This window comes from Methanobrevibacter curvatus (genome assembly GCF_001639295.1).
In the GTDB taxonomy this organism is placed as follows: domain Archaea; phylum Methanobacteriota; class Methanobacteria; order Methanobacteriales; family Methanobacteriaceae; genus Methanoflexus; species Methanoflexus curvatus.
This window is the reverse complement of sequence record NZ_LWMV01000117.1, coordinates 1-853: the sequence shown is the minus strand read 5'-3', so window position 1 is coordinate 853 and position 853 is coordinate 1. Positions and strand designations below refer to the sequence as shown.

The following is an 853-nucleotide window of genomic DNA, read 5'->3' as shown; positions in this document are numbered from 1 at the left end:
TATTATTACCAGTACTATTATTACCAGTATCATTCTGATCAGTTCCAGTAACATTTGCTATATTACTTATAACTCCAGTACCATTCAACTGAACAATTAAACTAATAATATAAGAATCACCATTTAAAATGCTTGAAATAGTCCAATTAACAGCTTGACCCACACGAGTATAGCTTCCATTAGCACTAACAAAAATCAACCTATCATCTAAAACATCAGTAATATTCACATTAGTCGCAGTATCAGGACCACGATTAGTCACATTAATAGTATACTCAACTAAAATACCATTCAAAACAACACCAGTAACATTCACAGTCTTAACAATACTTAAATTAACAGTTGGAGTAACATTCACAGTACTATTATTACCAGTACTATTATTACCAGTATCATTCTGATCAGTTCCAGTAACATTTGCTATATTACTTATAACTCCAGTACCATTCAACTGAACAATTAAACTAATAATATAAGAATCACCATTTAAGATACTTGAAATAGTCCAATTAACAGCTTGACCCACACGAGTATAACTTCCATTAGTACTAACAAAAATCAATCTGTCATCTAAAACATCAGTAATATTCACATTAGTCGCAGTATCAGGACCACGATTAGTCACATTAATAGTATACTCAACTAAAATACCATTCAAAACAACACCAGTAACATTCACAGTCTTAACAATACTTAAATTAACAGTTGGAGTAACATTCACAGTACTATTATTACCAGTACTATTATTACCAGTATCATTCTGATCAGTTCCAGTAACATTTGCTATATTACTTATAACTCCAGTACCATTCAACTGAACAATTAAACTAATAATATAAGAATCACCATTTAA

The 853-nt window shown here is 30.2% G+C and carries 1 pseudogene; it reads right to left on the bottom strand.

The window, feature by feature from the left end:
* Positions 1-853, bottom strand: a pseudogene (locus MBCUR_RS03120) (DUF11 domain-containing protein); the annotation flags it as partial.